Annotated in this window: 31 protein-coding genes and 1 pseudogene; 14 read left to right on the forward strand and 18 right to left on the reverse strand. The window is 67.7% G+C overall.

Annotated elements, in window-relative coordinates; all coding sequences use genetic code 11:
• Positions 1-91: 91 nt before the first annotated feature.
• From GFJ45_RS04395 to GFJ45_RS04410, 5 genes are all read right to left on the reverse strand, one after another.
• Positions 92-706 (reverse strand): maleylpyruvate isomerase N-terminal domain-containing protein, encoded by a 615-nt coding sequence (locus tag GFJ45_RS04395; protein ID WP_153394559.1) that lies wholly within the window; start codon positions 704-706, stop codon positions 92-94.
• Positions 707-768: 62 nt separating this feature from the next.
• Complete coding sequence (locus GFJ45_RS04400; protein ID WP_153394561.1) at positions 769-1,314, reverse strand: GrpB family protein; 546 nt, start codon at positions 1,312-1,314, stop codon at positions 769-771.
• Between the two features lie 56 nt (positions 1,315-1,370).
• Positions 1,371-1,970 (reverse strand): hypothetical protein, encoded by a 600-nt coding sequence (locus GFJ45_RS04405; RefSeq protein ID WP_153394563.1) that lies wholly within the window; start codon positions 1,968-1,970, stop codon positions 1,371-1,373.
• 73 nt (positions 1,971-2,043) lie between these two features.
• The gene (locus tag GFJ45_RS16670; protein ID WP_267128844.1) at positions 2,044-2,289 is read right to left on the reverse strand and encodes an HAD family hydrolase; all 246 of its coding nucleotides are present in this window, start codon (positions 2,287-2,289) and stop codon (positions 2,044-2,046) included.
• A 7-nt stretch (positions 2,290-2,296) separates the two neighbouring features.
• Positions 2,297-2,791 (reverse strand): HAD family hydrolase, encoded by a 495-nt coding sequence (locus GFJ45_RS04410; RefSeq protein ID WP_228386480.1) that lies wholly within the window; start codon positions 2,789-2,791, stop codon positions 2,297-2,299.
• 52 nt (positions 2,792-2,843) lie between these two features.
• Between GFJ45_RS04410 and GFJ45_RS04415 the strand changes: the two genes are divergently transcribed.
• Both GFJ45_RS04415 and GFJ45_RS04420 read left to right on the forward strand, forming a co-directional pair.
• Entirely contained in the window at positions 2,844-3,014 is a 171-nt protein-coding gene (locus GFJ45_RS04415; protein WP_153394565.1) for a DUF2200 family protein, read from the forward strand.
• Positions 3,015-3,061: 47 nt separating this feature from the next.
• Complete coding sequence (locus tag GFJ45_RS04420) at positions 3,062-3,469, forward strand: hypothetical protein (protein ID WP_228386481.1); 408 nt, start codon at positions 3,062-3,064, stop codon at positions 3,467-3,469.
• Positions 3,470-3,549: 80 nt separating this feature from the next.
• Here the strand turns inward: GFJ45_RS04420 and GFJ45_RS04425 are convergent, their stop codons facing one another.
• Positions 3,550-3,753, reverse strand: a complete 204-nt coding sequence (locus GFJ45_RS04425; protein WP_153394567.1) for a cold-shock protein — start codon at positions 3,751-3,753, stop codon at positions 3,550-3,552.
• 271 nt (positions 3,754-4,024) lie between these two features.
• Positions 4,025-4,201, reverse strand: a complete 177-nt coding sequence (locus GFJ45_RS04430; protein WP_153394570.1) for a hypothetical protein — start codon at positions 4,199-4,201, stop codon at positions 4,025-4,027.
• Positions 4,202-4,606: 405 nt separating this feature from the next.
• Here GFJ45_RS04430 and GFJ45_RS04435 point away from each other — a divergent pair, with 405 nt between their 5' ends.
• Positions 4,607-5,290 (forward strand): DUF4386 family protein, encoded by a 684-nt coding sequence (locus GFJ45_RS04435; protein ID WP_153394572.1) that lies wholly within the window; start codon positions 4,607-4,609, stop codon positions 5,288-5,290.
• A gap of 24 nt (positions 5,291-5,314) precedes the next feature.
• On the opposite strand, the gene GFJ45_RS04440 is transcribed toward GFJ45_RS04435, so the two are convergent.
• Positions 5,315-5,566 carry a hypothetical protein gene (locus tag GFJ45_RS04440; RefSeq protein WP_153394574.1) on the reverse strand — a complete coding sequence of 84 codons (252 nt, stop codon included), beginning with the start codon at positions 5,564-5,566 and terminating at the stop codon, positions 5,315-5,317.
• A 699-nt stretch (positions 5,567-6,265) separates the two neighbouring features.
• Here GFJ45_RS04440 and GFJ45_RS04450 point away from each other — a divergent pair.
• A complete protein-coding gene (locus tag GFJ45_RS04450; RefSeq protein ID WP_228386482.1) occupies positions 6,266-7,033 on the forward strand; it encodes an alpha/beta fold hydrolase in 768 nt (255 codons plus the stop codon).
• Here GFJ45_RS04450 and GFJ45_RS04455 read toward each other — a convergent pair.
• On the reverse strand, positions 7,001-7,387 hold the full coding sequence (locus GFJ45_RS04455; RefSeq protein WP_153394576.1) for an ArsR/SmtB family transcription factor: 387 nt from the start codon (positions 7,385-7,387) through the stop codon (positions 7,001-7,003). The genes GFJ45_RS04450 and GFJ45_RS04455 overlap by 33 nt on opposite strands.
• Before the next feature lie 136 nt (positions 7,388-7,523).
• Between GFJ45_RS04455 and GFJ45_RS04460 the strand changes: the two genes are divergently transcribed.
• The 3 genes from GFJ45_RS04460 (at position 7,524) to GFJ45_RS04470 (ending at position 9,754) form a co-directional block, all read left to right on the forward strand.
• Positions 7,524-7,913 carry a four-helix bundle copper-binding protein gene (locus tag GFJ45_RS04460; protein WP_228386488.1) on the forward strand — a complete coding sequence of 130 codons (390 nt, stop codon included), beginning with the start codon at positions 7,524-7,526 and terminating at the stop codon, positions 7,911-7,913.
• 242 nt (positions 7,914-8,155) lie between these two features.
• On the forward strand, positions 8,156-8,749 hold the full coding sequence (locus GFJ45_RS04465; RefSeq protein ID WP_228386484.1) for a DUF305 domain-containing protein: 594 nt from the start codon (positions 8,156-8,158) through the stop codon (positions 8,747-8,749).
• A gap of 282 nt (positions 8,750-9,031) precedes the next feature.
• Complete coding sequence (locus tag GFJ45_RS04470) at positions 9,032-9,754, forward strand: alpha/beta hydrolase (protein ID WP_153394580.1); 723 nt, start codon at positions 9,032-9,034, stop codon at positions 9,752-9,754.
• Positions 9,755-10,403: 649 nt separating this feature from the next.
• Here GFJ45_RS04470 and GFJ45_RS04475 read toward each other — a convergent pair.
• From GFJ45_RS04475 to GFJ45_RS04485, 3 genes are all read right to left on the reverse strand, one after another.
• A complete protein-coding gene (locus GFJ45_RS04475) occupies positions 10,404-11,888 on the reverse strand; it encodes a hypothetical protein (protein ID WP_153394582.1) in 1,485 nt (494 codons plus the stop codon).
• 274 nt (positions 11,889-12,162) lie between these two features.
• Positions 12,163-12,819 (reverse strand): response regulator, encoded by a 657-nt coding sequence (locus tag GFJ45_RS04480; RefSeq protein WP_153394584.1) that lies wholly within the window; start codon positions 12,817-12,819, stop codon positions 12,163-12,165.
• Positions 12,816-14,000 (reverse strand): sensor histidine kinase, encoded by a 1,185-nt coding sequence (locus tag GFJ45_RS04485; RefSeq protein ID WP_153394587.1) that lies wholly within the window; start codon positions 13,998-14,000, stop codon positions 12,816-12,818. Before GFJ45_RS04485 ends, GFJ45_RS04480 begins: the two co-directional genes overlap by 4 nt.
• Before the next feature lie 131 nt (positions 14,001-14,131).
• On the opposite strand from GFJ45_RS04485, the gene GFJ45_RS04490 reads away from it, so the two are divergent.
• Complete coding sequence (locus tag GFJ45_RS04490) at positions 14,132-14,740, forward strand: hypothetical protein (protein WP_153394589.1); 609 nt, start codon at positions 14,132-14,134, stop codon at positions 14,738-14,740.
• A 646-nt stretch (positions 14,741-15,386) separates the two neighbouring features.
• Here GFJ45_RS04490 and GFJ45_RS04495 read toward each other — a convergent pair.
• Positions 15,387-15,914 carry a DUF6326 family protein gene (locus GFJ45_RS04495; protein WP_323368709.1) on the reverse strand — a complete coding sequence of 176 codons (528 nt, stop codon included), beginning with the start codon at positions 15,912-15,914 and terminating at the stop codon, positions 15,387-15,389.
• Between the two features lie 123 nt (positions 15,915-16,037).
• Here GFJ45_RS04495 and GFJ45_RS04500 point away from each other — a divergent pair, with 123 nt between their 5' ends.
• Positions 16,038-17,186: a sensor histidine kinase gene (locus GFJ45_RS04500; protein ID WP_153394591.1), complete on the forward strand. Its 1,149-nt coding sequence runs from the start codon at positions 16,038-16,040 to the stop codon at positions 17,184-17,186.
• Positions 17,183-17,830, forward strand: a complete 648-nt coding sequence (locus GFJ45_RS04505; RefSeq protein ID WP_153394593.1) for a response regulator — start codon at positions 17,183-17,185, stop codon at positions 17,828-17,830. Before GFJ45_RS04500 ends, GFJ45_RS04505 begins: the two co-directional genes overlap by 4 nt.
• Positions 17,831-18,153: 323 nt before the next feature.
• Here the strand turns inward: GFJ45_RS04505 and GFJ45_RS04510 are convergent, their stop codons facing one another.
• A complete protein-coding gene (locus GFJ45_RS04510; RefSeq protein WP_153394595.1) occupies positions 18,154-18,549 on the reverse strand; it encodes a VOC family protein in 396 nt (131 codons plus the stop codon).
• Between the two features lie 185 nt (positions 18,550-18,734).
• Between GFJ45_RS04510 and GFJ45_RS04515 the strand changes: the two genes are divergently transcribed.
• Positions 18,735-19,316 (forward strand): DinB family protein, encoded by a 582-nt coding sequence (locus tag GFJ45_RS04515; protein ID WP_153394597.1) that lies wholly within the window; start codon positions 18,735-18,737, stop codon positions 19,314-19,316.
• A gap of 122 nt (positions 19,317-19,438) precedes the next feature.
• On the opposite strand, the gene GFJ45_RS04520 is transcribed toward GFJ45_RS04515, so the two are convergent.
• Complete coding sequence (locus tag GFJ45_RS04520; protein WP_153394599.1) at positions 19,439-19,876, reverse strand: VOC family protein; 438 nt, start codon at positions 19,874-19,876, stop codon at positions 19,439-19,441.
• Positions 19,877-20,291: 415 nt separating this feature from the next.
• On the opposite strand from GFJ45_RS04520, the gene GFJ45_RS04525 reads away from it, so the two are divergent.
• A complete protein-coding gene (locus tag GFJ45_RS04525) occupies positions 20,292-20,600 on the forward strand; it encodes a DUF1330 domain-containing protein (protein ID WP_153394601.1) in 309 nt (102 codons plus the stop codon).
• Positions 20,601-20,926: 326 nt separating this feature from the next.
• Here GFJ45_RS04525 and GFJ45_RS16260 read toward each other — a convergent pair whose 3' ends face one another.
• The 3 genes and pseudogenes from GFJ45_RS16260 to GFJ45_RS04535 form a co-directional block, all read right to left on the reverse strand.
• The gene (locus GFJ45_RS16260) at positions 20,927-21,079 is read right to left on the reverse strand and encodes a hypothetical protein (RefSeq protein WP_194288517.1); all 153 of its coding nucleotides are present in this window, start codon (positions 21,077-21,079) and stop codon (positions 20,927-20,929) included.
• An 89-nt stretch (positions 21,080-21,168) separates the two neighbouring features.
• A pseudogene (locus GFJ45_RS04530) lies at positions 21,169-21,654 on the reverse strand (dihydrofolate reductase family protein).
• Between the two features lie 258 nt (positions 21,655-21,912).
• On the reverse strand, positions 21,913-22,338 hold the full coding sequence (locus GFJ45_RS04535; RefSeq protein ID WP_153394603.1) for a hypothetical protein: 426 nt from the start codon (positions 22,336-22,338) through the stop codon (positions 21,913-21,915).
• A 924-nt stretch (positions 22,339-23,262) separates the two neighbouring features.
• On the opposite strand from GFJ45_RS04535, the gene GFJ45_RS04540 reads away from it, so the two are divergent.
• Positions 23,263-24,375 carry a pyridoxal phosphate-dependent aminotransferase gene (locus tag GFJ45_RS04540; RefSeq protein WP_228386485.1) on the forward strand — a complete coding sequence of 371 codons (1,113 nt, stop codon included), beginning with the start codon at positions 23,263-23,265 and terminating at the stop codon, positions 24,373-24,375.
• Positions 24,376-24,515: 140 nt separating this feature from the next.
• Complete coding sequence (locus GFJ45_RS04545; RefSeq protein WP_153394607.1) at positions 24,516-24,941, forward strand: hypothetical protein; 426 nt, start codon at positions 24,516-24,518, stop codon at positions 24,939-24,941.
• The last annotated feature ends 24 nt before the right edge of the window (positions 24,942-24,965 follow it).

A 24,965-nucleotide genomic window follows, 5' to 3' on the forward strand; every position in this document is an offset into this window, starting at 1 on the left:
GTGGTCGCCTGTCAGGGCTCCGGGCGGGCGGGTCGTGGTGGTCGGCAGCAGCAGCACCCCTGGCGTCAACGGAGCCGGCCGCGACCTCCGCTCACATCACCGAGTAGCCCGGGGGCAAGCCCGTTCGCCCGGTGGCCGCCAGCAGCAGCGGCCCGGCGGCATCGTCGCCGATCGCCAGGTCGGCGATGACTCCGAGCGTCTGGGCGGCCGCCGCTGGCGGGACGTCCAGGCGCGCCTGGAGTGCCGCAGCCAGGTCGGCGGTGTGGACCGTCAGCTCGAACGTCCGCGTCGGCAGGTAGTCCAGCAGCCGCATCCCGCCCACGGCCGTGGTCACCAGCTCAGTGCCGTCGTGGTCGTCGACGACTGCCAGGACGCGTCCGGCGATCTCCGCGACGGCAGCAGCCGGGTCCTCACCAAGGGACGCTCCGGCCTCCCTGCCGCGCTCGGCAACGGCGGGGGACGCGGCCAGTGCCCGGGCCGTCCGGAAGTACTCGGCCGCACCGGCAACCTCGACCGTGGCGGCGGGCCGAGCGAGGTACGCCTCGACGGTCAGCAGCGCCCGGCTGGTGTGCCCGACCAGGGCACGCACGTCCCACTCCCCCAGGCCGGGCCGCTCCCACCGGTCACCGACGAGGCCGACCGTGCTGACGAACCACTCGGCGGCTGCAGCGAAGGCGCGCCGTGACTCGTCCCAGGAGCCGCGCATGCACGCCACACTACTGCGGGGACGGGCGAGGCTGGCGCCTACGCGGCATGGCCGCGGGCGGGTCAAGCCGAGGGGCCGTTGAGGCGGAGGATCTGCCGGCGTTCCGCAACGGTCAGGTCGGACTCGGCGAGGACCTTCTGCAGCACCGCGGACTTGCGTGCGACGTAGGTGTCGATGTCCATGGCTGGGTCCGATGCCAGGGCGAGCTTCACGGCGCCGTACTCATCTCGCAGCCGTGGATGTGCCCTGAGCACGTCACGCACTGCCAGGTGGTTGCGGACGCTGAGGGTGCCGCGGCGGCAGACATACACGTTGCGCCGCGGGGCGTCGTCCGGTGCAGTGAACGCCTCCCGGTCAGCCACTCCGAGGTCGCCCCGATGCACGTAGCCGACGGCCTCCAGCGCCGACACCGCCGCCGCGACATCCTCGTCGTCCGCCACAACGTCGATGTCGATGATCGGCTTGGCCGCGAGGCCGGGCACCGCGGTGGAGCCGACGTGCTCCACCGCCGCCGAGGGAACCCGCCTGAGCGCGACACGAAGGCTGCCGGCGGCCCGCTCGAACTGCCGCGGCCACGCTGGCGAGTACCGAACCACTGCGACCGCCACGGAAGCGACCGTACCCGTGTGCTGGCAGCCGGTGGCTGCGCTGCTGGCGGTGCCCCTTACTCGGTGTCGGCGGTGGGCGGGTGCAGGTCGAAGACGCTGACGGGTTGGCCCACGTCTGGGTCAGACCAGGACGAGCCGCGGCTGACCTGCCGTGGAGTGGGGCTGATCGCAGTGAGGTGATGGGTGGCGACATGGTGGTCGACCGCCAGCTGGCACAGGTAGCCGTCCGCAGCCTCCTCCATCGGGGAGGATGCGTCCGCACTTGCCGGGAAGGTGACCTCAAGACGTGGCGGCAGCACGCCTGTCATCGCGCGGACCCGGCATCCGGTGCGGGCGCCGACGCGCTCCTCGAGGAACTCGCGGGTGGCCCGGTCAAGCGGGAGCCGTCCAGGACGCGCCAGGACCATCCGCATGCTGGCTGGCTTCGGCGCTGGTTCACCCGCCGCGGTCCAGTGCCGCGGTGCTGGTGCCAGCCCGCACTCAACGAGCGCATCGAAGAACGCGTCACCGACCGCCGGGATGTCGACCGCGAGGTAGAAGTCTTCCAGCGCTCGCCGCATCTCGACGACACTCCGCCACCGCGCGAATGAGAACTCCGGGCCGGCCGCCAGCTCCGCCAAGGGAACTTGGGCACGTCGCAGCAGGTCGACCGTCATCCCGTGACGAAGTTGTAAGCGTCCATAGCGCCCGAGGCCGGAGGGGCGAGGTCAACGGCCGCCGCTCCCCCGCTCAGGCACGCTCGACGGCGGCCCACAGCTCTGCCAGCGACGGGTAGTGGTAGTCCGGCACGGTGATCTCCTGAGGCGTCGGGGTCGCACCGAAGCCCCCCTTCCCGGCACGGCGCTCGATCCAGCAGGTCGCCACGCCGAGCCGGCTGGCGGTGGCGATGTCGTGGTACTGGCTCTGCGCCACATGCAGCCAGTCCTCACGCCGGTAGCCATGGTCGCGCTGCCGGTCGGCGCAGTACTCGAACACTCGCGGATCAGGCTTGTTGACTCCCACGTCCTCGGCGGTGACAGCGTCGTCGAACGGGTCCCCCCAGGGTGGCTGCCATTTGCCGCAGCGCCCAGTTGTCGGCGTTGGTCAGCGCCACGAGCCGGTAGCGCTGGGCGAGCTTGGCCAACATTTCGGGGGCATCGCTGAAGGCGGGCCACCGCCGGATGGACTCCCGCAGCTGGGCACTGTGCTCCTCGCTGTCTGGCAGCGCCAGCTCACCGGCCATGCGGTGGTAGATAGGCGTCAACATCTGGGTGAAGGCTAGTTCCGGGGTCAGCCGCTGCTGCTCGTCCTCCGCGGCCGCAAAGCTGGCCAGGGCGTGCTGTTCGTCCAGGTGAACACCCTCGGCGGTGGCGATCTCGGCAAGGCACTCGACGATCCCCTGCTCGAAGTCGATCAGCGTGCCGACGACGTCGAAGCTGAGCCAGCGGTACTCCGCTAGTCGCTGACTCTCGCCATCGGGTGACTTGGCCTGGCTCATGCGTTCCCTCCACGTGCTCGGTGGTGTGCATCGAAACAGTACGCTCGCGAGGATGAGCCGGATCTTCACCACCAGTTTTGCGTCGGTGTACCCCCACTACCTCACGAAGGTGGAGAAGAAGGCACGGTCCAAGGCCCAGCAGGACCAGGCCATCGGCGTCCATGACATCGAGGATCCGTTGCGGCAGAAGATTCGCTACCTGGACAAGCTGGTCCCCGCGTAGCGGCAGAGTCCATGCATTGCCGCTGCCCGAGGCGGCACGATGGTTCCATGGAGACCTTCGCCGACATGTCACGACCGATCGTGTACGTGGATACCTCCGAGGTTCGAAATGGGCGGCTGGATGAGCTCAAGCTCGCCATGGACGACTTGACGGAGTTCGTGGAGGCCACCGAACCACGGATGGTCGCCTACCACGTGTACTTCAGTGAGAACGGGTCCCGGATGACTGTTCTGCACATCCATCCGGACTCGGCATCGCTGGAGTTCCACATGCAGGTGGCCGGACCCAAGTTCGCCCCGATCGGGCCGTACATCACCATGCTCGGTATCGACGTGTACGGCCATCCGGGAGACGCGCTCGTCGACCGGCTGCGACAGAAGGCCGAGCTGCTGGGCAGCGGGTCGGTACGCGTGCACCAGCTTCATGCCGGGTTCGCTCACCTGCTCCCTGGCTGAACCGCGGCACCCGCCCCAACGACGCAAGAGGCCCCGCGCGGATCGCGCGGGGCCTCTTGTGCAGTCGGTGGTGGGTCAGCTCAGAGGGGCCGGACCTTCTCCGCCTGCGGGCCCTTCTGGCCCTGCGTCACGTCGAACTCCACCTTCTGGCCGTCCTGGAGCTCGCGGTAGCCGGAGCTGTCAATGGCGGAGTAGTGGACGAAGACGTCCGCGCCTCCCCCGTCCTGCTCGATGAATCCGAAGCCCTTCTCGGAGTTGAACCACTTCACGGTGCCTGTAGCCACTGGTGTTGCCTCATTCTTTGATCGCTGTCGGGGCCCACGTGTGCGGCGCCTCCGGAGTGCCACGAGTGTCCTTGGTGCGGCTCCCGTTCTGTGGGAGACGCCGAGTTCCAAAGAGCACTGGCGCGGTACGTCCACTCGACGCTAGCACGGGGCGGGACCTCGACACACCCGGGCACGGCGCCACGGCATCTTTTGAGCGCGACCGCCTCCTCCGCCACGCAGCCGAGGCCCGGCCCTGAGGCGGGGAGGGAACCGGTCGACTGACTGGTGGCTAGGGTCGGCGCGGCCGCGTGGGTCGCCGGCCGAACTCCCGCTGCAGCCGCAGGCCGTCACGCAAGCGGTACGGGATCGGCAGCCGCCGGACGGCCAGCTCGGTTGCGTAGGCCTCCATGACCTGTAGCAGCGAGCGTTGGGCCTGGAGCAGGTCCTTGCGGACCACCGGGGACATCCGCCGAGCGTGAACAACATCGCGAGCGATACGCACGTCTGAGGCCAGTTCCGTCAGCGTTCTCGGCCCTGCAACGCGGGGCACTGGCGGGCCGACAGTCACTCGATACCACTCCACTCGATTGGCGAAGCCGCAGCAAGAGACGTGGCTTGTCTATGAGAGTACTCGCGTTGTCGTCCCCGTGTAGCAACGCGCTGACGCCTCACGCGCCTCAGCCGCATCGTTCCTTCGATTGTCTCGAGCTGGGCGGCCTTGTCGTCAACCCGAGGAGCAGGCCCCGGCTGCGTCTTCCACCCCGAGTTGTTCGCACCGTCAACCGAGGATGACCGGGTCGAGCCCGGCAGCCGATGACCGGGACGTCGACCAGTTCCTAGGTTCGACACACCTCAACGCAAGGAGCAGGTCATGAAGAACCCCGCCACCTACCGACGCGCCGTGGCAGCCGTCGGGCTCGTCCTGGCTGCCGTCCTGATGACGATCGCGATGGGCATCAACGTGCCGTTCTCGGGCGACCCGGAGGAGGTGCTCACCGAGATGGACGCCGCGGGAGGACGGGCCTGGCTCTCCGCGATCACCTACACGCTGGCTCAGCTGGCGCTGATCCCCGGTGTCCTCGGCATCGCCCACCTGCTGCGGCAGCGCACGCCGAGGTTGTCCAACGTCGGCGGCACCCTCGCCGTGCTCGGCGCCTTCGGTCATACGGTGCATGCTGGCGGCGTGCTGCTGGTCGTCTCGATGGCGCAAGGGACGGCCGACCGAGCAGCACTCGAGACTGCCCTGCAGGAGTACCAGAACAGTCCGGTGGCGATCTTCTCGGCGATGGGGCTGCTGGGCACCGTAGTTGGCCTCATCCTGCTGACAGTCGGCCTGTGGCGCGCCGGCGTGGGGCCCCGCTGGGTGCCCGCCGCGCTCGCCGCGTTCCTGCTCGTGGAGTTCATCGGCACCGCCATCACCGTCTGGGCGACCGCGGCCGGCAGCGCGCTCTACCTCGCCTCCTTCGGTGCGCTAGCACTGACCATCTGGCGCACCCCGGTCGGAGTCTGGGAAGTGCGTAGCTCGACCGAAGCCCACCAATCCGAACCGGTGTGAACCGGACCGAGGCCGTGGCCGTGCTCAGGCCCTGATCAGTCGCCGGATGGCGTCCAGCAGGGCGTCGCGCTCGCGAACCGCGTCGAATGACTCGTCGACGCTGAGCCTGCTCGGGTAGCCGCCGAGCAGCGCCTGCACCCAGGCCACGACTCGCTCGGCTCGCAGGTCGGAGCGGACCTCCCCGGATGCGATCGCTCGACGCACCCAGGGCAACAGTCCACGGCGGACCGACTCCTCATCGGACGCGAGCGCGGCCACGACCTCGGGCTCGGTCATCACCGCGCGCACGGCACGGACAAAGCCGGCGACGCGCGGGTCGGCACTCGCCTCCGCGACGTGCCCCACGGGTCGGTGCTGAGGTGATGGCCACGCCGGCGGCCCGACGCCGCGCGCCTGGTCGGCCACTCCTACGGCGGAGCCGTGATCACCAGTGCCGCGACGGGCAGTCCTGACGTCAAGTTGCTGGTCTATGTCACTGCCTATGCCCGCGACGAAGGCGAGCATCGCGGCCCCAACGCCCTGGGGTGGCCAAACCGAAGTCACTGACCACTCGAGCTCCGGCCGCTCCCAGGCGCCCAGCACGGCGACGCCGACGCATACACCCCCGGCTGTCCGCTCTGTTTACCGGCTTGGTCGACAACTCCGGGGTGGTATCTCCTCGCAAGCCAGGACTGGGTCATCCCGCCCGAGGCTCAGCGCGTCATGACGAGCCGCGCTGGAGCCACTACCGCGACAACAGCAAACTGCCACGTCGTGATGATGAGCCAACCGCGCGTCGCATTGAAGCTGACGCGGCTCAGCGCTGATTGAACGCCCGGCTTAACTCGAGCCGCCGTTCGGGTCAACCTGAAGAGGTGTTTCCAGGCTTCGAGGTTCGGCGCGTAGCAGTAGAGACAGGGTCGAACTGCGAGTCCGCGTGGGTGGGGACGGTCCCGCGGTCGTGCTGCTTCATGGACACCCACGGACCCACACGACGTGGTACGAGGTGGCGCCTCGGCTTGCGGCGCGGGGTACTCGGTGGTCTGCCCCGACTTGCGCGGCTATGGCCAGTCCTCGAAGCCAGTCCCCGACCCGGACCATGGCACCTACTGCGACCGCACGATGGCGACCGGCATCGCGGCGGTGGCCACCGGCCTAGGACACGACCGGTTCGCCGTTGTCGGACACGACCGGGGTAGTTACGTCGCCTACCGCGCAGCGCTGGACCATCCCAAGCGAGTCAGCAGTCCAGCCGTGCTGGACAGCGTGCCCATCCTGGAGGCGTTACAGCGAGCCGGAGCCACCTTCGCCGAATCGTGGTGGGCACTGGTTCTTCTTCGGCGCCTCACCTCACGCCGAGCGGGTCGTCAACCAGACCCGCTCGCCTGGTACCGCCCCGACGCCGACACCATGGGATCAGAGAACTACGCCGACATGGTGGCCGCCGTAACCAACCCGGCCACGGTCGGGGCAATGATCGAGGGCTACCGTGCCGGGCTGCACGTCGACCGCCGCCACGATGAAGAAGCCCGCGCCGCAGGCAGACAGATCCGGTGCCCAACACTCGTGGCCTGGTCTCGGTACGACGACATGGGAGACCTGTACGGCGATCCGGTGGAGGTATGGCAGCCTTGGTGCCGCATCCCACTGAACTCAGCCGTCATCGAGTCGGGTCACCACATGGCCGAGGAAGCCCCCGACCAACTCGCGGATGTGCTCCTCGCTCCCCTACTAGTCTTCTTCGGTCACAGGTCCATGAGATAGGTCCACCAGCTTACGGAGGCACTCTTCGCGCAGCGGCTCAGGGAATCCTTCGGCCAGGCGGTAATAGACCATCCTTCCTTGCTTGCGCCGGGTGACAAGTCCAGCGGTGCGCAGGATCCGCAGCCCGTATCCGACGGCGTCCTCACCGGTGTCAAGAGCCAGGGCCAAGTCGCCGACGCACAGCTCCTCCACCACATCGAGGGCGTACAGCAGCCGGGCGCGGGTGGGATCGGCCATGAGGGACAGGACAGCGCTGACGTCGGCGGCTTGGGCGACCGTGGGCACCCGTTCCCGGGCACGAGCCACCCGTGCGGGGTCGACCGGGTGGGGCCGGGGTGCCGCCGATGGTGACACTGTCGCTCCTCGCTCTCAATGCCCGCACGGCCGTGCGGGTATACGCTCGTGTGTCCGAGGGCTAGGGCCTCACCTTCAGGGTACGGCCCCAGCCACCGTCTGACCGGAAGGAGAAGGAATCGTGCAGATCAGCCAGATGCTGGAGACCTACCCCAAGGACCTGGGCCACATCGACCGCACCAAGCTGGTCGAGTGCATCGAGGCGTGCTTTGAGTGCGCGCAGACCTGCACCGCGTGCGCGGACGCGTGTCTGAGCGAGGACTCGGTGGCCGAACTCACCAAGTGCATCCGCTCCAACCTCGACTGCGCCGACATCTGCGAGACGACCGGGCGTGCGCTGTCCCGCCACACCGGCTACGACGCCAACATCACGCGGGCCTTTCTCGAGGCGTGCGCCGCCGCGTGCAAGGCCTGCGGTGACAACTGCGCCGAACACGCCCAGATGCACGATCACTGCCGGGTGTGCGCCGAGGCCTGCCGGCGGTGCGAGCAAGCCTGCCGCGACCTAATCACCTCCCTGGGCTGAACAGCCCCTCGGGCAGACTCGGCAGGTGCAGGACCGTCAGCTCGAGGCCCGCTGCCCGGAGTGACCCCTCCGGTGAAGGCGTGATGAAGGCCATGTCCACACTGCAGCGCTGAGGAGAGTGGACCGGTCATCACCTGCGCGAGTCCGTCCTGATCACGACCGCAAGCCGCTTCTACGAGACCGGGGCGGCGGCAGCTCGTTGCCGCGTAGTCAGCCAGAGATCACAGAACGGAGGCTCTTCGATGTCGACGTCGGGAACCGAGAACGCACATCAGCATGGCGATCACTCCTCTCACGGTTCCGTGCCGATGTATCTGCGGTTCGCCGCCATGATCCTGACTGGCATGGCCGTCATGTATGCGGTCATGTTCGTCGGCTCCTGGGAATGGAGCCACGTGCGTTGGAGCCAGAGCCGATTGTTCATGGCGCTCACCATGGGCGGAGCCATGGGCCTGGTCATGCTCGGGTGGATGCTGAACATGTACCGGAACATGAAGGCGAACCTGGCCGTCGTCGTAGCGAGCCTGCTGCTGCTCGGTGGTGGCGCCTACCTCGACCGCAGCCAGACAACCGTCGACGACGACGGGTTCATGAGCGCGATGATTCCCCACCACTCCCTGGCCATCACCCGTAGCGAGCGTGCCCAGATCCAGGACGTCCGGGTGTGCGAGCTCGCGGTTGCGATCAGCGAGGCCCAACGCCGGGAGATCTCCGAAATGGAATGGCTGATCCAGGACATCCAGAGCCACGGTATTGCGGCGACGCCCCAGGAGGCCCGGTCTCGGCCAGTCCCAGACTTCCAGGAGCCTGCAGAACGCCAGTGCCCGACCGGCTGATATCGAGGCCTGCAGTACGGCGAGGGTCCAAGCGCGGCTAGCCCCAGCGGGCAGCATCCTGCCCCGTGCAGCATCGGGTGGAGCAAGAGTCCTGGGAGTCCGGTCTCCCGAGGGGGGAGAGCAGCCGCAACACGTCGTCGCAGCGGCATGACAGCGCGTTGATGCCGGCGCAAGTTGCCCGCCGAGTCCCTCCTCCGAGGGCGGGTGGCCGGGTGACCAGCGTGATTGACTGTGGTGATGACCGGGGTTGAGGCAGTCCGGGAAGATCAGCCTCGCGATGGCGTGACCGAGGCGATGTTCACAGCGTCACGGGATGGGCACCAGATCCCAGCTATGGCGTGGCTACCCACCCAGCAGCAGGAGATGCCCGTGGTCTTGCTCGGCCACGGCGGCAGCGGTCACAAGGCCATCGACTTGCATCGACGCCTCGCGCTCCAACTGGCAACCGGAATGGGTGTGGCCTGCCTGGCCATCGACGGGCCGTATCACGGAGACCGCGCCGTCCCTGGTGACGATCCACTGGATTATCAGAAGCGAGTAGTCGCAGAGGGGCCCGTTGCCGTTCATACCCGGATGTGCCAGGAATGGCTCACCGTGCTGGAGGCCGCATCCAAGGCCTGGGGCCTTGATGGAACCGCCGTTGGGTACTTCGGACTCTCGATGGGCGCACGGTACGGCATCCCGGTGTGTGCCGCTCTGGGTGCCCGGCTACGGACAGCGGTACTCGGCAAGTTCGGTCTAGCGACCGACGATCCGATGATGGCGGCCATGGCCGTGGACGAGCTCGTTCGGCGATTCGCCGCTCAGATAACCGCACCATTGCTGCACCACGTGCAGTGGAACGATGAGATCTTCCCGCTGCACGGGCAGCTCGAACTCTTCGACACGTTCACCTCCCCCGAGAAATCCATGAGAGCTCGTCCAGGGCCTCACCATCAGACCCGCGCCGACGACGTGACCGCATGGAGCGAACACCTGTCCCGGCTCCTGACGCCTCGGTCCTGACACGCGAGCTGGTCGCCGTTCACTTGTCTGGGCAGTAGCAAACAGAGCCTGTCTCCATACGCGAACTGACCATCCGGCCCCCGAGTACCTCAGAAGGGAACGCCGGAGGGCCGGCAGCTCGAGTGCTTCGCCGGAGGTCGGGTCGACCAGGGAACCTGAGCGTGGCCCCACGAAGCTCGCCCCCGCCCTCCCAGAAACGGTGGTAGGCGTCGTCGGGCGTGGTGGTGTGCTGCAGCAGGACCACAATCAGCCGTCACAAGTGGTGGATCTCCGGACGAGGCTTACCCTCCTCGATCACCGCATCAGCTTCCCGCCTGGTCTGGCCGCACCGGGTCGGGCAGAACCGTAGCCGCGCGTAACGGCGAAAGGTCGGCGGACTGAAAGGCGGCAGCCTCGGCCACGGCTGGGGATGCTCCGTCACCAATCGGCCGCAGAGACATCCGACGCCGGCCATCTAAGTCACTCTCGCATCCTGGCACTACCGGCGATCGGCCCACCGGGACCCTGCCAAGGAGTCAGCCCCATGGTCCGCCCTGGAAGGCAGGAGGGCGCCGCGAGGCGTGACCGTTAGCGCTGTGGCCGTCACCGCAGCCGGCGCTCCCCTCGCCAATCACGGCGCGTGCGGGGAACCGGCGAAGACGCTGAGTCGTCACCAGGGCAGGCGTACCGATCCGTCCTTGCTGGCGAGGAGGGGCGAAGCCGGCGCGTCCTCGACCGCCAGAACGCCGGCCACGCTCGCGCCATCCCCGTAGTTTGCGACCGACTTGGGGTTGATGGGCCGTTTCCGGCTCATCAGCAGCGCGTCCAGGTCGATGGGCTGCTCCAGAGACCATGTCGCACTTTCGGGTGGTGGGTCAGTCACCAGATCACCGGGCTTGATGAGCAAGTCGCCGCTGGCCCAGAAGCTGCGCCCGGACCCATCGTTGACAAATCTCGGTGAGTGGGCGTCGATCAGCTGTTGTACATAGCGGATGTCCATCACAGGGGCGCCGTCGTCCTTGGACGGGTCCGGCATTGTCTCTTCGCCCTCCTCCCACACAGGTTCCTCGCCGCGCTCCTCGGCGTCGGTGTCCTCGTCTTGGTCCTCCCTGCCGTCGTCGTCCCCGTCGTCGTCCCCGTTGTCGTCTCCGGAGGGGTCGGGCTTGGGCTCCTCATCCTGGCTCGCTGGCTCATCTGTCGTGTCCTCGCCGCGTTCCTCGGCGTCAGTGTCCTTGACTCTGCCTCCGCCCCCGTCGTCCGCGTCGTAGAAGTAGGCAAACATGGCATCGCTGGCCATCGCCTCCGCGTCGATGGAGGCCAGGACCGCCAGAGCCATCCAGGTGTTCGTCTCCCCAGCAGTACCCTGCGTCGCTTCGAGCCCACCACGGAGGACACTCTGGAGGGCACCGACGCCAGTGCCGATGCCTCGGGCGGCCGCGCGAATGGCCTGCTCGCCCAGATCCGGGTCCATGCCCACCAGAGTGGGATCGTTGGAGCGGCCACTGCCCTGTCTGAAGGGCGGACCTTCGTCGCCGGGGCGGCCGATGATTGCCTCGATCGCCGCGAAACCAGACATCAGCGTGGACTCGCCAACGAAGCCGATGGAGTGATCCCGGACGTCGAGAAGCGGGGCTCCACCGGCTCCAGCGCCCAGCCCTTTGTCGAAACCCAGTGACGACACGGTCTCGACCAGCCTGTCGTACCCGGATCGACGGCTCTCGATGGTCGCCGTGAGTGCAGTGAGGATCGGCCCCTCCAGTCCCGCCGTAGAGCCGACCTCCCGCAGGTACTCAGAGAGCGAGTGCGTGAGCTCTTGACGACGAGTGTCTGAACTCAGTGCGAACGAGGCCAGGGCGGCCCCCACCGAGCGTGCGTGTGCACCTGCCGCCTTGTCGACGCTGAGAGCTTGATCCACCACTCGGGGCTGCCAGTCAGGAGTGTTCACCGCGCGGTCGTGGAGCTCCTGCAGCCGGGTCCAAGCGCGATGGCGGTCATACAAGATGACCGTGGTCAGCCGTGCGACCGGCGTCGGCCCGGCGTTCTCCGTGGCCGCTGCCGGCGATCGGGGCACGATCCGGTCACGGATGGTCGTCCACGGTGGACGGGGTCTCAACCTGTCCAGGCCTTCGAGCAATGGACGACGCACCTCGGGCACGGCTCCCCCTCATGAGGATGTGATCGCTTGCGTCCGCGCGACGCATGCCGCGCTCACATTAGGGGCACATACGTCCGCCGAGCCATAGCGCGGGCAGGCCAATCACGGCGCCTCGTGACCGCGGTGGCGACGTGGGGAGCTGGTTCTCGACTGACGACACCCGGCCAGGCGCGCCGCAGTTCCGGCTCTGGCGCACCGGCGGCCCGGCGCAGCGCGGGTGCGCCAGCGTCGATGGCTCCGGCACGAGGGCCCTGTTACTGCCGTTCCGGCGAAGTCACTCGCCTGGTCGGGCGATGCCGTTCTCGTACGCGAACACCACTGCCTGAACACGGTCCCGGAGATCCAGCTTCTGGAGCAGCCTCGCCACGTGACTCTTCACAGTGCTCTCCGCCACGTACAGTTCGGCGGCGATCTCCGTGTTGGTGCGGCCCGCCGCAAGGAGGCGGAGTACATCCAGCTCGCGCTTGCTGACGGTCGCGAGCGCAGCAGGGCTTTCGGCTGGGTTGGGGCGGGTGACGTATGCCTCGATCAGGCGTCGGGTGATGCCGGGTGACAGCATCGCGGCGCCGGTCATCGCCATCCGCACCGCCTCAATGAGATCTTCGGGCGAGGTGTCCTTGAGAAGAAAGCCGGCCGCGCCGGCGCGGAGCGCGTCGTAGACGTACTCGTCGGCGTCGAAGGTGGTGAGGACAACCACCACGGGTGGGTTGGGCAGCTGCAGCAGCTGCCGGGTGGCGACGAGCCCATCGCAGACGGGCATCCGGACGTCCATGAGCACCAGATCGGGGCGCTGCTCATGGGCGAGCCGGACGGCGACCAGACCATCGCCAGCTTCGGCCACGATCTCAAGGTCGGGCTGCTTCTCAAGGATCGAGCGGAACCCTGCTCGCACAAGCTGCTGGTCGTCCACGAGGAGAATGCGAATGGTCATCGGTACTCCTCCCATGGGATGTCGGCGCGCACGGTGAAGCCGCGACGGTCGGGGCCGGCGTCCAGGTCGCCGTTGTACATCGCGACCCGCTCACGCATCCCCACCAGTCCATTGCCCCCGGACGTATGACGGGACGGCGCGCGGTGACCGGGACCGTCGTCGGAGATGTGCACGCTGAGGGCTGGACTGTCGCGTACCTCGACCGTTACCCGCGTCGGGCCGGCGTGGCGGAGTGTGTTGGTGAGGGCCTCCTGGACGATGCGGTAGACCGTCAGTTCCCGCCCCGGGTCCGGCGCGCGTCCTGACTTGTGCAGGTCGGGCAGGTCCAGCTCAACCTTCAGCCCAGCCTCGGTCATCACCGCGACCAGTGCGGGTAGGTCGGCGAGTCCCGGCGTCGGTGCGACGCCGGCTGCCCCGTCGCCCTCACGCAGCAGGCTCACGGTGCGCCGCATCTCGTTGAGTACCTGCCGTCCGGTGCGCTCCACCGTCAGCAACGACTGCCGTGCGGCCTCGGCCTCGGGCGCGAGGTCCAGCCGCGCCGACCCTGCTTGCACCACCATGACGCTGACGCCGTGTGCGACGACGTCGTGCATCTCCCGGGCGATCCGTGCGCGCTCGGCGAAGAGCGCCGACTGTCGGTTCTCCTCCTCGGCCGCGGCCAGGCCGGCCAGCGCTGCGTTGAGCGCGGCACGCTGCTCGTGGAGCCGGCTGATCGTCCAGCCCGCCAACCAGGGTGTGAGCAGCATGGCGAGCTGGAACGCCAGGCTCCACACGTCCTGCGCCGCTGGCACGTGGACCCAGAACGTTGCCGCCCACGCCAGGGGTCCGATCCAGCCCAGGCGCGCCGTGGACGGAGCGGACCAGCGACCCACCGTGTAGGCGAGAACGACGAGAGCGCTGAAACAGCCGAAGAACGGCAAGGCATGGGGCAGGGCCAGGTTCGCCAGGACGTGACCGGCGAAGACTGCGGCGGGGACGGTCACCGGCCAGCGCCGCCGGAGAGCGACGGCCAGAGTGGTCACACCAACGAAAACCACATCGAAGGGATAGGGACCTACCATGTCCGCGGGCTGTCCGATGGACCCGGCACGGTGGGCATCGAGGAGCTCCACTTGCGCCACGACAGTGAGGAAAACCGCGAGAGCGAAATCCTCGACCATCGCGCGTCGCCCGCTCGTCATGAGGCTCACGGTAACCGCTGGACACGGCCGTATACGTCGTTACGGAGGACATCGTGCATCCTCCTGCAGGAGGAACGACCGACATCGAACGGCGGATGTGCGGTCGTGTTGTCGTGCCTAGCGTCAGCGCCATGACGACTCAAGAATTCTCCCAACAGACCGTCGTACGCCGTGAGCTGCCCACGCTGGCCCTGATCGGTCTGGGCGGCTCCTGGATCGCTTTCGCCCTCGCCGAAACCGTGATCGGGGAGCTGGACGCCCTTCACTCGGCCGCAGAACTGGCTGCCAACGGCGGCCGTGTGACCACCGCCGGGCTGCTGCACATTGTCGCGGCTGTCCTCCTTACCTATGCCTTGATGGGTCTGGTCGGCCAAGGGCGAAGAAATATGCCGGCGCGGGCCGGCGCCCTCCTCTGTGGCGTACTTGCACCGTGCCTTGGCGCGTTCGGCATGCTCCATCTCCTGGCGCTAGAGATGAATGACTCGGGGCTGGAGCGGCTCCAAGGCTTCGGTGCCTGGGGGCTTCCAGTGTTCGTTGCAGCATTCCTCGGGCCGTTCCTGCTGCTTCTCCTGCTCGCCGGCCTGGCCCGGGGCGGTGAGGTCCCTTGGTGGGCCGCCGCGGTGGTGGGCGTCGGTGCTGTGCTCCACTTCTTTTCCGGCAGCGGCGTGGTCGAGGTCGTATCGCATTGGCTGATCGCCGCAGGCATGGTGGCCGGTGCTCTTCGTCTCGCGCACCGTTAGAGACTGCGCGAGGGCTGGCGGGTGGCCGGTGTAATCCAGACCAGTCATCGGCCGCCCGCGCAGGGTCGCGGATCATCGTCCGACGACACTCGCCACCTCCTCACCACACCGAGCATGGCCTGGGAGGTCCGGCCGGGACTTCCTGCGCCGCTTGCTGGGCCGCTTACGGCACCACCCCGCACAGACGCGCGGTCATCGAAGTCATCTCAGGATCCGCTGCCGACTTCGCCAGGCTTAGCGACGGCGCGGCCCAACGACTGGACAAGCCCGAGTTGAGCGAGCATGCCGCCCTCCATGTGCACGATGGGGCACGCCTGCCTGCCACCGGAGCGTCCGTGCGCCCACCGACGCGGACGCCGACACGTGCGGAACGATGTCTGTGACGCAGCGCAAAGGTGCAACGGGCCGGTGTCCCGGCGGTGGGGGGTGCGTGCACGTGGTGCGGCGGGCCGGTCGGAGCAGCTGTCATGACCGCTGTCCCGATGACCTCAGCTGCTGCATCCGATGACCTGGACCTACAGGTAGGGGCCATGGGAGGCCCCTACCCCCTCGTCCCGTAGAGGTCGGTGTCCCACGGTTAGGGAGCGGACCCCACACCGCGGCATCGAGACCGGCCGCTGCGAGCAGGCGGTGGCTGTTCTTGGGCTCACGCTCGCTGCCGGATGCGATCGGCCTCACGGCTGGTCGGCATGCTCGCCGGCGACGCGGTGCGGGGCCAGGTCCAGGCGGAGCGAAGGATGAATGCCAGGAGCAGCACTTCGAGTCCGATGGACAGGCCGTAGAAGAAGGCCCAGTCCCAGGACTCCCCTACCGCGTTGAACATCGAGTAGGGGATGTACAGCGATGCCACGACGAGGTTCGTAGCGCGGTTCACACGGGCGGGCAGGGTCGTGGAGAGCATCACCATCAGGGCCGGGATCGCCACGGACGCGAGCCCAACGGTCAAGAACAGCGGGCTGATGTCGAACTCCCAGACGACGCCAGCCTGGATGTCGTCGACGACGCCGGGCTTGTACAGGTGGAAGTAGTCGACGTAGATGTAGAGGAACATGAAGCTGGTCCAGGCGGCCGCGAGCTTGGCTTGCACCGGTATGCGCAGGCTCTCCAGCGGGGTGGTGGGTTGACGGTTTCTCATCATGGGCTCCGTTGTCGTGGTGAGGATCGGTAGGTTCACGATCGTTGAGTGCAGCGGTGGCTACATCGGCCCGCGGGCCGGAGTTCGGCTGGCCGATGGCACGGTCGCTGTCTCGTCCTTTTGGTTGATACGCGGCTGCCGCGGCGTCCCTACGCTGGACAGATGCTGATGAAGGCGCTCCGCTCGTTGTGGGCTGAGCCTCGACCCCCGGACCCGCCAGGACGGGGGTGGCGGGACTGGGCGCTCGTCGCGATGCTCCTGGCGTGGTCGGTGGCCGAGGCGGTACTCCGCGAGGACCTGGCGTCGCGCCCGCTGGTGCTCCTCGTCGTGCTTGTTGTCCTTGCCCCCCTGCTGTGGCGACGAAGCCACCCTCTGGGGGCGGTCGCGGTCTCCTTCGGCACGCTCACCGCCGTCGATGTCGCCAGGATCTTGCTAGGGGAAGAGGCCGGTCTGCTGTTCAGCATCTCGGCGGTGAGCGTCCTGGCCTATGCGCTGTTCCGGTGGGGAGCCGGCCGTGAGGCCGCGGTCGGGCTCGGGGTCATCCTGGTCTGGCTGGTCATCACTCACGTCGCCGACCCGGAGGGCGCGGCAGAGATGGTGGCCGCGTATGGGTTCTTCCTGTTCGCCGCAGCCCTGGGCGCTGCGGTCCGCTACCACGCGAAGACGCGCACCCGGGAGATCGACGAGGCGAAGGCCCGGGAGCGCGAGCAGCTGGCGCGTGACCTCCACGACACAGTCGCTCACCACGTCTCCGGCATCGCCATCCAGGCCCAGGCCGGACGTGCCGTCGCAGCCTCCCACCCCGAGCGTGCCACCGAGGTCCTTGCTGTCATCGAGGACGCGGCCTCGCGAACGCTGACCGAACTGCGCACCATGGTCGGTGTCCTGCGCGCCACCGAGGAGGCGGACTTCGCGCCACGCCCGGGCGTGGCTGACCTCGAGCGGCTCGCCGGCGACGCCGAGGGAGGGCCGCAGGTCCACGTGGACCTCTTAGGTGAGTTCGACGACCTCAGCCCCGCGCTCGACGCCGCGCTCTACCGTTTGGCCCAGGAGTCGGTCACCAACGCCCGACGGCACGCGCGCTACGCGACCCGGGTCACGGTGCGCGTCGTGGGGAACCCCGAGCGGGTGCAGTTGACGGTCGAGGACGATGGGGTCCCCAGCACACCCGTCGGCAACGCGTCTGGCTATGGCCTGATCGGTATGCGGGAGCGGGCCACCCTGCTGGGCGGCACATTCCACGCCGGCCCCACCGCCGGCCGCGGCTGGCGCGTCGAGGCGATGCTGCCCCGCGCCGGTACCGCGCTATGAGCATCCGAGTGCTCATCGCCGATGACCAGAACATCGTGCGCACCGGCCTGACGATGCTCCTGGACGCCCAACCCGACATCGAGGTCGTCGCCGCGGCCGCCGACGGACGCCAGGCCGTGAGCCTGGCTCGCCAGCTACGTCCTGATGTCGGCCTGTTGGATATCCGCATGCCGCTGATGGACGGCATCGAAGCCACCCGCCAGCTCGCCGGACCCGACGTCACCGACCCCCTACCAATCGTGGTGATCACCACGTTCGACCTCGACGAGTACGTCTACGAAGCGTTGCAAGCCGGGGCCCGGGGCTTCCTGCTCAAGGACGCCGGACCAGCACTCCTGACCCAGGCAATCCACGCGGCTGCCGATGGAGACGCCCTCATCGCCCCCAACGTCACCGTCCGCCTACTTGAAGCCTTCGCCGCCTCGCAGAGTGCACGACCCACGCAGCCGATAGAACCGCTCACCGCCCGTGAGGAGGAAGTGCTCGTCACAGTCGCGCAAGGCCGAACCAACAGCGAGATTGCCGCCGAGCTCCACATCAGTCCGAGCACCGTCAAGACCCACCTGGCCAGCCTGATGCGCAAACTCGGCGCGCGCAACCGGGTCGAAGTCGCTATCTGGGCTCACGAGACGGGGCGCACCTGAGCTCCGAGCGCCACTGCTCACACCGCATCACCGGTAACAGACCAGAAAGCCGGGAGGCGAAAGTCGCGCCCACCCAAGCCAGTCCGACAGCCGAGCGAACGGCCGCGCTGTGGAAGCCAACCAGCGTCAGCACAAGAGTCGCTGAGACACACGATGCACTGTAGCGAGCCTCACCAAGGCACAGGCGACGAGCCAAGCGGTCCTCGCCGCGGCAAAGTCGGACGCGCGCGTCCTCGGGGCGGCATGACCGGATGGCCGCAAAACGCATGCTCGGTGTAGCAGCTTGGCGCGTCAGCGTGGATCCCTGCCCTTCCTGTCCGCCGTCAAGCGGTCGGCCCGGACAGCCCGAAGGGTACGCCGCCGGGCGCACGAACCAGCGCGATGCGCACGCCGGGCATCACGTCGTGCGGTTCCCCGACCGGCTCCGCGCCAGCAGCGAGCGCGGCTTGGTACGCCTCGTCGGTGTCCTTCACGTGCACCGTGGGCATCGAGCCGGGCACTTCGCCCGATGCGGTCTGCCGGATGCCACCACCGCCTTGCTCGGAGTAGGCGAACAGGTGATATTCACCCGCGGGGCTCGGGAAGGCCGGCTGGAAAACCCAGCCGAACACGTCGGCACACCAGCTACGAGTGGCTTGCGGGTCGTTGCTGGACAGTTCGGTGTGGGTGATCCAGCCGTGCAGGCCGGGCGTGTACTCGTGTGTGCGCTCGTCGGTCATCGGATGCCTCTCTCTGCGTACTTGTGAAGGGCTCGACACTAGGACCGACGCCAGACCACAGATTCATCGGCGCCTCCGCTGATCGCGGCAAGAGCGGATGAGCGTGCGCGGGTCGGAGCCCCGTGGCGATGACCCGTCCCGGTCGTTTGGAGAGGGATCCCGGGCCAACGGTCCAGACTGACCCCATGAACGGTCTGATGGAGCCCAAGGCTGTCCTTCGTCACTATCTGCGGGGCGGGCGAGAGGCGCTGCTGTGGAAGGTGGAGAGCCTCGGCGAGCGCGACCTGCGTATGCCGCGAACAGCCACCGGCACGAACCTCATTGGGATCGTCAAGCACATGACCAACACCGAGATCTGGTACTTCGGCGACACCTTTGGCCGCGAATGGCCGACTCCCGATGAGCGGATCACGGGTGAGGATGAGGCCGACCCTCAGGTCGACTTGTACGCCACCGAAGACGAGACCTGCGACGGCATCATCGACCTCTACCGGCGAGTGTGGGCCTTCGCTGACGCGACCATCGAGGAGCTTCCGCTGGACGCGCTCGGGCGGGTGCCGTGGTGGCGGGACACCACTCCGGTCACCTTGCATGAGCTCATGGTGCACGTGATCGTCGACCTGTCCCGACACGTCGGACACGCAGACGTCCTCCGCGAGCAGATCGACGGCCAAGCTGGCCTCCACGCCAAGTTCTTCAACCTCCCAGAACATCAGGACTGGCCGGCCTACGTCGCCAAGCTGACTGCCCTTGCTGAACGCTTCTGAGCGCCAACCGGCAGTTCAACGCATTTCACCGTCAGCGGCAGAGGCGCACGCTTGCGCTCCCGTCAGGGGGAGGTGCGCGCGAAGCGGCGCAGGGATGCGGGTCTCTCCGCGTTCGATGGCGGCTAGTTCTTGGTCAGATCCTGGGCGAGCATCACGAGGATGCCGCTCGGGCCGCGGATGTAGGTGAGCTTGTAGATGTCGGCGTAGGTCGCCACTCCGCGCAGCGGGCGGCAGCCGTGCCTTGCTGCGATCTGGAGGGCCTCGTCGATGTCGTCAACCGAGAAGGCGATTCGGTGCATGCCGATCTCGTTGGGCCGAGTGGGCTCGGTGTCGACTGCGTCGGGATGGATGTACTCGAAGAGCTCAAGGCGCCCGTTGCCGCCTGGTGTCTGCAGCATGGCGATCTTTGCGTGGTTACGGTCGAGGCCGACGGCGGTGTCGGTCCACTCTCCGCTGACCGTGTCACGGCCGATGACGGTCAGCCCCAAGCCGGTGAAGAAGGCAATCGTCGCTTCAAGGTCGCGGACGGCGATACCGACGTTCTCCAATTCGATGGGCATGCACTGCAGGCTACTGAGTCGCGACGATCTGCTTCGGCCAACACTTCACCCAGGCCCGGCAGGCCACGGGAAGGCTCCCAGTCGAGCGTCTGTACGCCCCTCGAGGGTTCGTGGGATCGAGCGGCAAAGGTGCGCCCCAGGGTCGTGCTCGATCCTTGACACGCCCGACGCGGCCTCAAGCACGAGGGGATCGCGGCATGAGCGGACGCGCCGAAGGCCAGCGTCCTCCGCGCGGCAGATCGGGATGTCCTGGCTGGTCATTGGTGGCCAGCCACTCGGGGAGCAAGCGTGCCACCCTTCGACTTAGCCTACCGCCAGCCCCAACACGACGGTATTGATGCTCGGTGGATCACCGGCGTGACCCATTGGTACTCCCGACGTGCCCCACTGAACGTGCGCGGTCTACGGTCGGGTCATGGCGAAGGGCTACTGGATCGGACGGGTCAACGTCACCGACGACGCGGGATACCGCAGGTATGTGGAGGCGAACGCGGTGGCGTTCGCGCGGTATGGGGCGCGCTTCCTCGTGCGTGGCGGGACGTTCGAGTGCGTCGAGGGGGAATCGCGCGGCCGAAACGTGGTCATCGAGTTCCCTGACTACGCCACCGCGCTGGCGTGCTACCGCTCCCCGGAGTATGCCGAGGCGATGGCACTCAGGCGCGAGGCTGCGGACGCCGACATCGTCGTGGTGGAGGGGTACGACGGGCCGCAGCCGCGAGAGTAGGCAGTCCGGCCGCGCCGCACTTCAGGCGCTGTGCACCGCCAAAGTCACGTCAGCCGCAAAGAGATCAGCGTGAGGACACAGATCTAGACGTCGCCCACACACTTCTTACCGCCTCAACCCCTGGCGGAAGTGAAGCGCGAGCCTCAGGCCCGACGCCAGTCGAGTCGCCCACCTTCCGACTGCGCTACGCGGGAGTAGCGTGCTACCACGCCCCGTGCGGCATGAGCGCGATCTGCCCGGCTGCCCGAGGTGAGGCATTAGCCTCGCTTTAGCTCTTCACGGGGAGCGCTGAGCGTCGATGTCTCGAGGCTTACCACGCGCGCGTACTACCTCTCTGCAGAGGTGCCGTCCCCGTCCGGCGCAGGCGCCCTCTCGCCCTCGCGCGAATGGTCGACGTCGGCGATGGCCTCCTCCGGGCGCGGCGGGACGGTCTGGTCCTCCTCGAGGACCTCGAGCTCACGGTCGGGCTGAACGCTCATGGCTGCCTCCTGTGCCGAGTTTAAGGGATCCCCGAACGGCCATGGGATCCTTGGATGGCCCGAGCCCGCGCCGATCCCAGGTCGGGTACTCAGGGCCTTGTCTCATACCTGATCAGGAGCACGCCGTCGGGAAGCGTCCGGGTCTCCACCAGGTTCAGGTTGACCCAGTGGTCCAGCGCCGTGAAGAACGACGTGCCGCCCCCACCAGGACCGGGCGAGTGACGATCGCGTACTCGTCGATCAGCCCCGCCCGCAGGGCCGCCGCGGCGAGGGTGGCGCCGCCGACGTCCTTGGCACCGCCGTCCTCAGTCGTGAGCCGAGTGGTCCCGGCGACCGCGGCGCCGGTGACCAGGCGGGCGTTCCAGTCGACCGCGCTGCTCCTTGAGGAAAACACCACCTTCCGCATGTTCAGCCAGCGGCGGGCGAACTCGATCTGCGCCGGCGTGGCGACAGGCTGCTTGGTCGGCGCTCGGCGTAGTGGAACTCATCGTCTCCTACAGTCTGCGCCCGTACAGCGTCAGGCCCGCCGCATCCACCCGGACGGAGAACCACTTGGACAGCTAGCACCTCGGCACGCTCTAGCCGAGGTCGTCGCCCGGCGCGGCGATGTAGCCGTCCAGGCTCAGGTTCATGCCGAAGGTCAGCTGCCGCACGGCGTCAGCCTCTCGTGAGTCGGTATTCGGCGTACAGGCCAACCCTCCGTGTGGTCTGACGATAGAATCTTCCGCCCCGTGTGGGTAACGTCCGCCACACCGGCACGATCAGCGGCAGTTGAGGATATTCCGGCCACCGAAGCCTCCGCTGGTGAGCGTGCATTGCCCACGGTCGGCAGCTCAGCTCTCGACTGCGACGAGATCAACCCAAACCGACTCGAGCCCTGTGGAGTCGACCTCCGTGACAGAGACGATCACACGAGTGCGCGCGCCAGGCGTGGGGATTAGGAGCATCCCGTCCGCATCGCCGAGCCCGACGGAGGCTTGACCTGTCGAGATGACCGTGTCGCACAGGACGTGCCTAGTCGTCGCTTCTTCGTCTACGAGGGAACGCACGTGGAATGAGGCCGTAGCCCATTCCCAGTCGCCTTCGAACTTGTCGCTATCGATGTCTTGGGCATGCCGAACCTTCAGCGCGATCACGTCGTGTCCCACAGCCACTACGCCTCTACCGAAGTCCGTGGGTACCTCTGTATGCAGGTCGCCTAGCACAGCGACGCCCCAATGCCAGGGGCGCCTAGTTGTCAACTCCGCCAGCGGTTGCATGGCGGCGATCCTATGGCGAGCCGGACGTTGAAATCACTGGTCGCGGCAGATCCGTGCGCTGAGCCAGGCACACGCGATGATGGCTGTGTGAAAACCATCTACCCAGATGACGAACCTCCCGACCCAGACGCAGTACCGCGAAGCGAATCGGGGCATGGCGGTCCTCGCCGACTCTCTGGCCTGGCTGCCACACGGGGGTAGGTGTACGTGGCGTGGGTGAGGGGTACGTGGCGTGGGCAGAAGTTACGGACCTGCCATTGGCGCAACAGTTCGCTCTCGCCCGGAGACCTTGGGACGTCTGCGCGCATCCATGAAGCGTGTCAGCGACGCACCCCTGGGCACATGACCGTGCTCGACCAAGGAGTGCGGTGGCGTCCCTCCGCGCGCACAGCGTGATGAAAGTTCTTTGCGAAGTAGTCGGGAGCCGCCGCCACGACCAGGTCCGCACTCCATCGAACGGTCTAACTCGTAATCGGCTGGACTCCCGTATCGACCGGCTCGCTTCACGACACGTGACGCGCTCGGTCGGTGGCAGACCGGTGCCGTTCCATCGTGCCCACCCCATGCTTGTGCAGTGCCCATCCGCCAACGATGAGAAGCATCCCGAAATGAGGAAGCCGATGTTCCACGACAACGGCGCGCCGAGGTCATCGCGGACGTCGTGCACGCCGAGCATCTGATGTCGAGCAGCCCTTCGGCAACGTTTAAGACGCCCCATCCGACGAGGGCTGCAAGTTGTTTTGAGCGAGCCGGTGTGTGGGGCACTTGCGTCGGCTGCGGTCGGCCGGACCGCGCGTGGGCAGGCGGGCGGCCACGGTGTGCGGTTCGATGGAACTAGGAGTTGTGGATCAGTTCGGCGTCATGAACCGCCGCCACCAGCGGCACGGAGGAATGAGAGTGGTCAGTTACCCCCCCTGGGACATGATGAGCTTGGTCGACGTGCCGGTGCGGTATGACCTGGCGCAGAGCACCTGTCCGCCGCTGCGCGTGGGCGACCTCCTCGAGGCTGACGAGCTGACGTCTATCGCGCTTGGATACGGCCGCTCGCACGGCGGGGCCGAGCTGCGCGCCCTGATCGCCGCCGAGGCGGGTGTCGGCGCGCAAGACGTGTTGGTGACTGTCGGTGCGGTGTCGGCCATGTTCCTGCTGGCGCAGGACCGCTGCGGCCCTGCAGATCATGTGGTGGTCGTCGCCCCCTGCTTTCCTCCGGCGCGTGCGGTGCCCGAGGGTTTGGGCGCGCGGGTCGAGACGGTGCAGCTGCGCTTCGAGGGCGGCTACCGTCTACCGGTGGCTGCCCTCGCCGACGTGCTGACAACGGGCACCCGGTTGGTGTCGCTGGCCTCGCCGCAGAATCCCTCCGGTGTCTCCTTCACGGCACAGGAGTTGGACGAGCTGCTCGCCCTGGTCGCCGACCGTGCCCCGGACGCGGTCGTGCTGGTCGACGAAACCTACCGTGCCAGCACCTACGGCCAGGACTTGCCGGCCCGCTCTGCCGCCGGCCTCTCGGAACGGGTGGTGACCTGTGCGTCGGTGTCCAAGGCCCACGGCGCCCCGGGTCTGCGGATCGGCTGGCTCACGACCAGCGACCCGATGCTGCACCAGCGCTTAAGCAACGCCAAATCGGTCTCCACGAGTAGCTGCTCCACCGTGGATGAGGCCCTTGCTGCCGCGGTGCTCCGCCGGGGCGCCGAGATCCTGGCTCCCCGGGCGCAGCGGCTGGGTGCAGCTCTGGATGAGCTGGCACGCTGGGTGCAGGACCATCCCGTCGGATACGTGCCTCCCGACGCTGGTGCCGTATGTTGCCTGCGGCTGGACCCCGACGTCGTCCCCGACGACGCTGTAGCGGCCTTCTACCGAGCCCTGGCCGAACGCGACGTCCGGGTGGCACCCGGATCCTGGTTCGGCGAGGACGATCGGGTCTTCAGAGTGGGCTTCGGGCACCTGGCGCCGGCCGATTTCACCGAGGCACTGTCCCGGGTCAGTGACGCGCTGACAGCCCACAGCCGTAGCTCGACGGACGCTGGTTCCCCAGGCTGAGGCTTGCATGGGTCGAACGCTGGCAGTCTACGGGCGAGTACCTCTACAGCGACTGCTACTCCTTGCGGTCGTCTGCCGGCGTAGCAGCCAAACCAGCGGCCACGGGCCATCCCACTTGAGGCGGACAACGACCCGTCCCCATGGGGACTGCGGCAGATAAGGACGTGCTCGGCCGGGGCGCTGAGAGACTCACGACCACCATGCAGACACCAGTTGGCTCTCGCATCAGCCTGGCCGGCGGCTACGACTTCGAGCCGCCATGGCTGCGTGGCCGCGAGCAGGTCGTCGGCACTGTCTTGAAGTGGATACCCGGTCAGAACGACAGTCCTGCGTGCGTCGTCGAGCTCGAGGAGCCGATCACTGCGACCGGCGACGTACGCGGCAAGCGACAAGTCAGGACCGGGCGCTACCTCGTCCTTAAGCTGCGGTACGCGGGGCAGGATTGGGAGGACCGAGGAACGGTTCACGTCGAGCTGTGCGAGACGGAGCCGGCCGACGCTCCGTGGCCGAATCGCGAGAGCGGTGCCTGGGTCGAGTCCCACGCCACGTATCGAATGCTCTCCTGAACGCGGCAGTTCCGGATGGCAGGC

The sequence above is a fragment of the Ornithinicoccus halotolerans genome, assembly GCF_009602535.1.
GTDB lineage: Bacteria > Actinomycetota > Actinomycetes > Actinomycetales > Dermatophilaceae > Ornithinicoccus > Ornithinicoccus halotolerans.

Bases quoted from the DNA above. Each gene is read 5' to 3' on its own strand.
- GFJ45_RS04395 (WP_153394559.1), bottom strand. From the start codon at position 706: ATGCGCGGCTCCTGGGACGAGTCACGGCGCGCCTTCGCTGCAGCCGCC.
- GFJ45_RS04405 (WP_153394563.1), bottom strand. From the start codon at position 1,970: ATGACGGTCGACCTGCTGCGACGTGCCCAAGTTCCCTTGGCGGAGCTG.
- GFJ45_RS04410 (WP_228386480.1), bottom strand. From the start codon at position 2,791: ATGAGCCAGGCCAAGTCACCCGATGGCGAGAGTCAGCGACTAGCGGAG.
- GFJ45_RS04415 (WP_153394565.1), top strand. From the start codon at position 2,844: ATGAGCCGGATCTTCACCACCAGTTTTGCGTCGGTGTACCCCCACTAC.
- GFJ45_RS04420 (WP_228386481.1), top strand. From the start codon at position 3,062: ATGGAGACCTTCGCCGACATGTCACGACCGATCGTGTACGTGGATACC.
- GFJ45_RS04430 (WP_153394570.1), bottom strand. From the start codon at position 4,201: ATGTCCCCGGTGGTCCGCAAGGACCTGCTCCAGGCCCAACGCTCGCTG.
- GFJ45_RS04435 (WP_153394572.1), top strand. From the start codon at position 4,607: ATGAAGAACCCCGCCACCTACCGACGCGCCGTGGCAGCCGTCGGGCTC.
- GFJ45_RS04440 (WP_153394574.1), bottom strand. From the start codon at position 5,566: ATGACCGAGCCCGAGGTCGTGGCCGCGCTCGCGTCCGATGAGGAGTCG.
- GFJ45_RS04460 (WP_228386488.1), top strand. From the start codon at position 7,524: ATGCTGGAGACCTACCCCAAGGACCTGGGCCACATCGACCGCACCAAG.
- GFJ45_RS04465 (WP_228386484.1), top strand. From the start codon at position 8,156: ATGTCGACGTCGGGAACCGAGAACGCACATCAGCATGGCGATCACTCC.
- GFJ45_RS04480 (WP_153394584.1), bottom strand. From the start codon at position 12,819: ATGACCATTCGCATTCTCCTCGTGGACGACCAGCAGCTTGTGCGAGCA.
- GFJ45_RS04485 (WP_153394587.1), bottom strand. From the start codon at position 14,000: ATGACGAGCGGGCGACGCGCGATGGTCGAGGATTTCGCTCTCGCGGTT.
- GFJ45_RS04490 (WP_153394589.1), top strand. From the start codon at position 14,132: ATGACGACTCAAGAATTCTCCCAACAGACCGTCGTACGCCGTGAGCTG.
- GFJ45_RS04500 (WP_153394591.1), top strand. From the start codon at position 16,038: ATGCTGATGAAGGCGCTCCGCTCGTTGTGGGCTGAGCCTCGACCCCCG.
- GFJ45_RS04505 (WP_153394593.1), top strand. From the start codon at position 17,183: ATGAGCATCCGAGTGCTCATCGCCGATGACCAGAACATCGTGCGCACC.
- GFJ45_RS04510 (WP_153394595.1), bottom strand. From the start codon at position 18,549: ATGACCGACGAGCGCACACACGAGTACACGCCCGGCCTGCACGGCTGG.
- GFJ45_RS04515 (WP_153394597.1), top strand. From the start codon at position 18,735: ATGAACGGTCTGATGGAGCCCAAGGCTGTCCTTCGTCACTATCTGCGG.
- GFJ45_RS04520 (WP_153394599.1), bottom strand. From the start codon at position 19,876: ATGCCCATCGAATTGGAGAACGTCGGTATCGCCGTCCGCGACCTTGAA.
- GFJ45_RS04525 (WP_153394601.1), top strand. From the start codon at position 20,292: ATGGCGAAGGGCTACTGGATCGGACGGGTCAACGTCACCGACGACGCG.
- GFJ45_RS16260 (WP_194288517.1), bottom strand. From the start codon at position 21,079: ATGAGCGTTCAGCCCGACCGTGAGCTCGAGGTCCTCGAGGAGGACCAG.
- GFJ45_RS04535 (WP_153394603.1), bottom strand. From the start codon at position 22,338: ATGCAACCGCTGGCGGAGTTGACAACTAGGCGCCCCTGGCATTGGGGC.
- GFJ45_RS04540 (WP_228386485.1), top strand. From the start codon at position 23,263: ATGAGCTTGGTCGACGTGCCGGTGCGGTATGACCTGGCGCAGAGCACC.
- GFJ45_RS04545 (WP_153394607.1), top strand. From the start codon at position 24,516: ATGGGGACTGCGGCAGATAAGGACGTGCTCGGCCGGGGCGCTGAGAGA.